The organism is Alcanivorax sp. HI0044, from assembly GCF_001634945.1.
Map to the genome: position 1 here is coordinate 1 of NZ_LWEZ01001289.1, position 7092 is coordinate 7092.

The 7092-nt window shown below is 59.9% G+C and carries 5 protein-coding genes; all 5 read left to right on the forward strand.

Features of this window, described 5'->3' with window-relative positions:
- Window positions 1–2023, forward strand: a 2023-nt coding sequence (locus A3730_RS18745) for a DNA gyrase C-terminal beta-propeller domain-containing protein (RefSeq protein ID WP_063538667.1), incomplete at its 5' end; no start/stop codon positions are given.
- A 104-nt stretch (window positions 2024–2127) separates the two neighbouring features.
- Entirely contained in the window at window positions 2128–3210 is a 1083-nt protein-coding gene (gene serC / locus A3730_RS18750; protein WP_063518639.1) for a 3-phosphoserine/phosphohydroxythreonine transaminase, read from the forward strand.
- A gap of 180 nt (window positions 3211–3390) precedes the next feature.
- Window positions 3391–4473 (forward strand): prephenate dehydratase, encoded by a 1083-nt coding sequence (gene pheA, locus A3730_RS18755; protein ID WP_063518640.1) that lies wholly within the window; start codon window positions 3391–3393, stop codon window positions 4471–4473.
- A 141-nt stretch (window positions 4474–4614) separates the two neighbouring features.
- Window positions 4615–5727 carry a histidinol-phosphate transaminase gene (hisC, locus tag A3730_RS18760; RefSeq protein ID WP_063518641.1) on the forward strand — a complete coding sequence of 371 codons (1113 nt, stop codon included), beginning with the start codon at window positions 4615–4617 and terminating at the stop codon, window positions 5725–5727.
- 125 nt (window positions 5728–5852) lie between these two features.
- Window positions 5853–7092 (forward strand): prephenate dehydrogenase/arogenate dehydrogenase family protein (locus tag A3730_RS18765; protein ID WP_156501252.1); only part of this gene is annotated, 1240 nt, incomplete at its 3' end.

Consider the following 7092-nt stretch of genomic DNA (forward strand, 5'->3'; position numbering starts at 1 on the left):
CGCCGAGATCGAGGCCACCGACAAGAGCGGCAAAGAAGCCATCATCGTCACCGAGATTCCCTATCAAGTGAACAAGGCACGCTTGATCGAGAAGATCGCCGAGCTGGTGAAAGACAAGAAAATTGAAGGCATCACTGAACTGCGCGACGAGTCCGACAAGGAAGGTATGCGCATCGTGATCGAGCTGCGCCGTGGCGAGAATGCCGAGGTGGTGCTCAACAACCTCTACCAGCAGACCCAGATGGAATCGGTATTCGGTATCAATACCGTGGCACTGGTAGACGGTCAGCCGAAGATTCTTAACCTGCGCGAGCTGCTGGATGCCTTTATCCGCCACCGCCGGGAAGTGGTGACACGTCGCACCGTGTTCGAGCTGCGCAAGGCCCGTGAAAAGGCCCATCTGCTGGAAGGTCTGGCGGTTGCCCTGAGCAACATCGATCCGGTTATCGAGCTGATCAAGGCTTCCCCCAGCGGCGCCGAGGCGAAAGCCAAGCTGCTGGACAAGGGCTGGAAGCCCGGTGATGTACTGCAGATGCTGGAGCGAGCCGGCGGCGAAAACGCGGCTCGCCCGGACGGACTGGAAGAGCAGTACGGTCTGCGCGAAGACCTCTATTACCTGAGCCCGGAACAGGCCCAGGCGATTCTCGATCTGCGTTTGCAGAAGCTCACCGGGCTGGAACGGGAAAAACTGATCAGCGACTACCAGGAGCTACTGGAGCAGATCGCTGAATTGCTGAAGATCCTCGGTAACCCCGAGCGTCTGATGGAAGTGATCCGCGAAGAACTGCAGGCGGTGCGTGAGGAGTATGCCGACGAGCGTCGTTCCGAAATCGTGGCCTCCCGTCAGGACTTCAGCATGGAAGACCTGATCGCCGAAGAAACCGTGGTGGTGACCCTGTCCAACGGCGGTTACGCCAAGATGCAGCCCATCGACACCTATCGCGCCCAGAAGCGTGGTGGTCGTGGCAAGTCCACCGGGCAGCTGAAAGACGAAGACTATGTCGAGCACCTGCTGGTGGCCGGCACCCACGATACCCTGTTGCTGTTTACCGATGCCGGCAAGGTGTTCTGGCTGCGTACCTTTGAGCTGCCCCAGGGCGGCCGGGCATCGCGCGGCAAACCGATTGTGAATTTGTTGCCGGCACTGGGTAATGAAGAGCGCATTACGGCCATTCTGCGTCTGGACGCGGAAATGGTGCGCCAGCAGAAAGCGGGTGGTGAAGAAGACGTTGCCGATGCAGATGATGCGGCGGACGTTATTGAAGACGAAGTGGATAGTGAGGTCGAAGGTGAAGCCGAGGCGGTAACCGATACCGTTCCCGGACCCTTTATCTTCATGGCCACCTCCAGCGGTATCGTCAAGCGGACTGCGCTGGCCAACTTCGCCCGTCCGCGCAGCTCCGGTCTGATCGCGGTGAAATTGCAGGAAGGCGAGCATCTGGTGAACGTGGCCATTACCCAGGGCCACGAAGACATCATGCTGGTTGCCCGCAACGGCAAGGCGGTGCGTTTCCATCAGTCCAAGGTGCGAGTCATGAGCCGTCTGGCCCGTGGTGTGCGTGGCATCAAGCTGGCCGAAGGGGTGGACGTTATTTCCCTGATCGTGCCGGAAGAAGATGGCCAGATCCTCACTGCCTCCGAGCACGGTTACGGCAAACGTACTCCGCTCACCGATTACCCCACCAAGGGGCGTGGTGGCCAGGGCGTGATTGCCATGGTGATCAACGAGCGAAATGGTGAGCTGGTCGGTGCCACCCAGGTGTTCGGCGAAGAAGACATCATGCTGATTTCCAACCAGGGCACCCTGGTGCGTACCGGTGTCAATCAGGTGAGTACGTCGGGCCGTAACACCCAGGGTGTTCGCCTGATCCGCCTGGCCGATGGCGAGGCTCTGTGTGGTCTGGCCACCATCCCCGAGCTGGAAGGTGTCGAGGAAGAGGAAGGTGAAGACGGCGAGGTGCTGGAGGGGGAAGTGACCCCGGAAGCACCGGAGTCTGACGCCTCCGACGACGCCGAGGAATAAACCGGTTTTAACGCGTCGGACGTCAGACGTCGGACGTCCGACGCAAAACCAGCCAACCCCGAGCCCGGTTTCGCCGGGCTTCTTTGATTAGACGGAGAACATGCATGTCCCGCGCCTATAACTTCTGTGCAGGTCCGGCGGCGTTGCCGCAGGCGGTACTCGAACAGGCCCAACAGGAAATGCTCGATTATCGGGGCCTGGGCCTTTCCATCATGGAAATGAGCCACCGCGATAACGTCTTTGTGGAGATTGCCGAGCAGGCCGAGAAAGACCTGCGTGACCTCATGGGCATCAGCGATGATTATGCGGTGTTGTTCCTGCAGGGCGGGGCGTCCAGCCAGTTTGCCATGGTCCCCATGAATCTGTTGGGTGAAGGGCAAACGGCGGATTACATCAACACCGGGCAGTGGTCCAGGAAAGCTATCAAGGAAGCCGGCCGCTACGGCAATATCAACGTGGCGGCCAGCAGTGAAGACACCAACTTCAGTACCGTGCCGCCGCAGGACAGTTGGGCCCTGTCTGATAACCCGGCCTATGTGCATTACTGCCCCAATGAAACCATTGGCGGCCTGGAATACAGCTTTGTACCGGCGGTGGGCGACACCCCGCTGGTGGCAGACATGAGCTCTACCATCCTGTCCCGGCCAGTGGATGTGAACCAGTACGGGCTGATTTATGCCGGTGCCCAGAAGAATATTGGCCCGGCCGGCCTGACTCTGGTCATCGTTCGCAAGGACCTGCTTGGCAAGGCCGGCGCCAATGTGCCCGCCATGCTCAATTACCAGATCCATGCCGACAACGGCAGCATGTACAACACCCCACCCACCTATGCCTGGTACCTGTCAGGCCTGGTGTTCTCCTGGCTGAAAAAGCAGGGCGGCGTGGGCAACATGGGCGAAATTAACCAGCGCAAGGCGGAAAAGCTGTATGGTTTTATTGATAACAGTGGCCTGTACAGCAATCCGGTAGAGGTCATCAGTCGCAGCCGCATGAATGTCCCTTTTGTGCTGGCAGACGATCGGCTTGATAAACCCTTTCTGGATCAGGCGCAGGCAGCTGGCCTGCTGAATCTCAAAGGCCACCGCAGCGTGGGTGGCATGCGCGCCAGCATCTATAACGCGGTGCCGGAAGCGGCGGTGGATGCGCTTATTGCCTTTATGGCAGAGTTTGAGAAAAAGAACGCCTAGACGCCTCACGCACCATGCACCACGCCATGCCTGGCAGGGTTGCAGTAACGGGAAGCGCAGTGAATTGTTTGAAAAGGTGGGTAGGACAATGAATTTGAACGGTTGGCGCCAGATCGTAACCAACGCTCCCACGCCTGTTCGCGTGTTGCGTGAAGCGTGCAGCGTGCTTGCGAGGGCAATATGACCGATTCCCTGGACAACTTGCGTAACCAGATCGATGAGCTGGATCAAAAACTTCAGGACCTGCTCAACGAGCGCGCCACCCTGGCCCATAAAGTGGCCGAGGTGAAAACGGCCACCGATCCCAACCCGGTTTTCTACCGGCCTGAGCGTGAAGCCCAGGTGCTGCGTCGGGTGAAAGAGCGTAACCAGGGGCCGCTGGATGGCGAAACCATGGCACGCTTTTTCCGGGAAGTGATGAGTGCCTGCCTGGCACTGGAACAGCGCATGAAGGTGGCGTTTCTGGGACCGGAAGGCACCTTTACCCAGCAGGCCGCGCTTAAGCATTTTGGTCATGCAGTGGAGAGTCTGCCGCTGGGTGCCATCGATGAAGTGTTCCGTGAAGTGGAATCCGGTGCTGCCAACTACGGCGTGGTGCCAGTAGAAAACTCCACTGAAGGGGTGGTGAACCACACCCTGGACACCTTCATGACCTCCAGTCTTAAAATCTGTGGGGAAGTAGAGCTGCGCATTCACCATCACCTGCTGGCCGGTGAGCATACTCGCCAGGACAAGGTGACCCGTGTGTACTCCCATCAGCAAACGCTGGCCCAGTGTCGTCAGTGGCTGGACGCCCACATGCCCGGCGTGGAGCGGATCGCGGTCAGCTCCAATGCCGAAGCGGCCCGCCGCTTGAAAGACGAGTGGAATGCCCTGGCCATTGCCGGGGAAATGGCGGAAGAGTTGTATGGCCTCATTGCCGTACAACGCAACATTGAAGACCGCCCGGACAACACCACCCGTTTCATTATCATCGGTCGCCAGGACACGCCGGCCTCCGGCTGCGACAAGACCAGCCTGATGATCAGTGGCAAAAATCGCCCGGGGTTGTTGTACGAAGTGCTGTCCCCCTTCCGGGACGAAGGCATCAACCTGACCCGCCTGGAATCCCGCCCCTCGCGGACCGCCAACTGGAGCTATGTATTCTTCGTGGACTGCGAAGGCCACAAGGAAGACGCCACCCTGCAGGCGGTGCTGGACAAACTGGAAGCTGCGGGAAATACCATCAAGCTGCTGGGCTCGTATCCCAAGGCGGTTTTATAAAATCCGGGTCTGACGTCGGATGTCTGACGTCGGACGCTTTGCGGTTTTTGCGTCGGACGTCCGACTTCAGACGTCTGACCCCGATCAGATAACCCCGGTGGCAAGGGCTGGCAACCAGGGTGTAAAGGGAGTCCCCACATCATGACCTGCGACTACATCAAACTCGCCAACAACGGTATCCAGCAGCTCAAGCCCTACGAACCGGGCAAGCCCATCGAGGAACTGGAGCGTGAGCTGGGCGTCACTGATATCGTCAAACTGGCCAGTAACGAGAATCCTCTGGGCGCGAGCCACAAGGCGTTGCGCGCCCTCAAGCATCTGCACGAGCTGCATCTGTATCCGGATGGTGCCACGTTTTCTCTGAAAGCTGCGCTGTCGGCGAAGCTGGGTGTGGACAGCGCGCAGCTGACACTGGGCAACGGCTCCAACGATGTGCTGGACCTGATTGCCCGGGCCTACCTGCAGGAAGGCGACGAAGCAGTTTTTTCCGAATACGCTTTTGCGGTGTACCCGATTGTAACCCTGGCCTGCAACGCCAAACCGGTGCAGGTGCCGTCCAATTTGTTTGGCCACGACCTGGCGGCCATGGCGGAAGCGGTGACCGAGCGCACCCGGGTCATCTTCGTGGCGAACCCCAACAACCCCACCGGCACCTGGTTTAACACCCATGCCCTGGACGAGTTCCTGTCACGGATTCCCGAGCGGGTGATCGTGGTGCTGGATGAGGCCTACGTGGAGTACGTGGAAGAAAGCCACTATCCGAATGGTATTGAGCGACTGGCCAAGTACCCGAACCTGGTTGTTACCCGCACCTTCTCCAAGATCTACGGCCTGGCTGGACTGCGGGTGGGTTATGGCATTTCCAGCCCGCAGATTGCCGATGTGCTGAATCGCGTGCGCCAGCCGTTCAATGTGAATACGCCGGCCCAGGTGGCGGCGGAAGCGGCCCTTCAGGATGACGATCACATCGAGAACTCCCGCAGTGAAAACACCGCTGGCCTGGTGCAGATCGCCGAAGGCCTGCAGAAACTGCATCTTGAGCAGATTCCCTCCGTGGCCAACTTCATTGCTTTTGATTGTGGCCGTGACGCCATGCCGGTCTATGAAGGCTTGTTGAGGCAGGGGGTGATCGTGCGTCCGCTGGGTGGCTACGGCATGCCCAACCATTTGCGCGTGACCGTGGGCACCAGCCGCGAAAATGAACGCTTTCTGGATGCGCTCAAACATGTGCTGCGGGATATGGCGGATGAGTAACGTCAAGCCGTTGGTGTTTGCCCCTGTAGGAGCGCCGTTCAGGGCGCGAACCGTACTTGGCACGGCCTATCGCAAGCAGGTTCGCGCCCTGAACGGCGCTCCTACAGAGGAAGGTGGGCGCTCGAATGTCTGAACCACTCTTCAATCGCATCGCCATCATCGGCCTGGGCTTGATCGGCGGCTCCTTTGCCGCTGCCGCCCGGGAAAATGGTCTGGCCGGCTCCATTGTGGCCGGCTCCCGCTCGGCGCGTACCCTGGAGCAGGGCATTGCCCTGGGGGTGGTCGACGACGGCAGTCAGGATCTGGCGGAAGCGGTAAAAGGCGCGGACCTGGTGTTCGTGTCCACTCCGGTGTCCGCCATGGGCAAGGTGCTGGCGGCGCTCAAGCCGGGGTTGTCGCGCACTGCCATCGTCACCGACGGCGGCAGTGTAAAAGGCAATGTGATCACCGCCGCTCGTGAGACCCTGGGGGAGCATTATTCCCGCTTCGTGCCCGGCCATCCCATTGCCGGCAAGGAAAAGAGCGGGGTGACCGCCGCCGACGCCACCCTGTATCAGGATCACCGCGTGATTCTGACGCCCACGGACGACACCGACCCGGCGGCCACAGCCAAAGTGCGCGCCACCTGGACGGCCATGGGCGCCGAAGTGCTGCAGATGTCGCCGGATTACCACGACCAGGTCCTGGCAGAAACCAGCCATTTGCCACATCTGTTGGCGTTCTCGCTGGTGGATACGCTGGCCAGGCAGGGAGATTCCACCGAGATCTTCCGTTATGCTGCCGGCGGTTTTCGCGACTTCACCCGCATTGCCAGCTCCGATCCGGTGATGTGGCACGACATCTTTCGTGAAAACAAGGCGGCCTTGCTGCAGGCGCTGGACCAGTTCAGCGATGGCATCGGCCGCTTCCGCCAGGCAGTGGAAAATGAAGATTCCGATGCCCTGATGGGCATCATGACTCGGGCGAACACCGCCCGGGCCCATTTTTTGGCTATGAACGGGCGCACCTCCTATACGCGCGCCCACCATGTTCAGTGTGCAGGTGACGACGTAACCATGACAGACAGTAATGACGCCGGCCGGAATCCCACTTTTGTGGTCACACCGGGTGGTCAGCTACAGGGCCGCCTGCGCGTGCCCGGCGACAAATCCATGTCCCATCGCTCCATCATGCTTGGTTCGCTGGCAGAAGGGGTGACCCAGGTAGAAGGCTTTCTGGAAGGGGAAGATGCCCTGGCGACCCTGCAGGCGTTCCGCGACATGGGGGTGGTGATTGAAGGCCCCCATAACGGCCAGGTGACGATTCACGGGGTGGGGCTGCATGGCCTCAAGGCACCGGGAAAAGCGTTGTACATGGGCAACTCGG

What these genes read in the sequence shown, in the direction of transcription:
- hisC (WP_063518641.1), top strand. Translation starts at nt 4,615, where the DNA reads ATGACCTGCGACTACATCAAACTCGCCAACAACGGTATCCAGCAGCTC.
- serC (WP_063518639.1), top strand. Translation starts at nt 2,128, where the DNA reads ATGTCCCGCGCCTATAACTTCTGTGCAGGTCCGGCGGCGTTGCCGCAG.
- pheA (WP_063518640.1), top strand. Translation starts at nt 3,391, where the DNA reads ATGACCGATTCCCTGGACAACTTGCGTAACCAGATCGATGAGCTGGAT.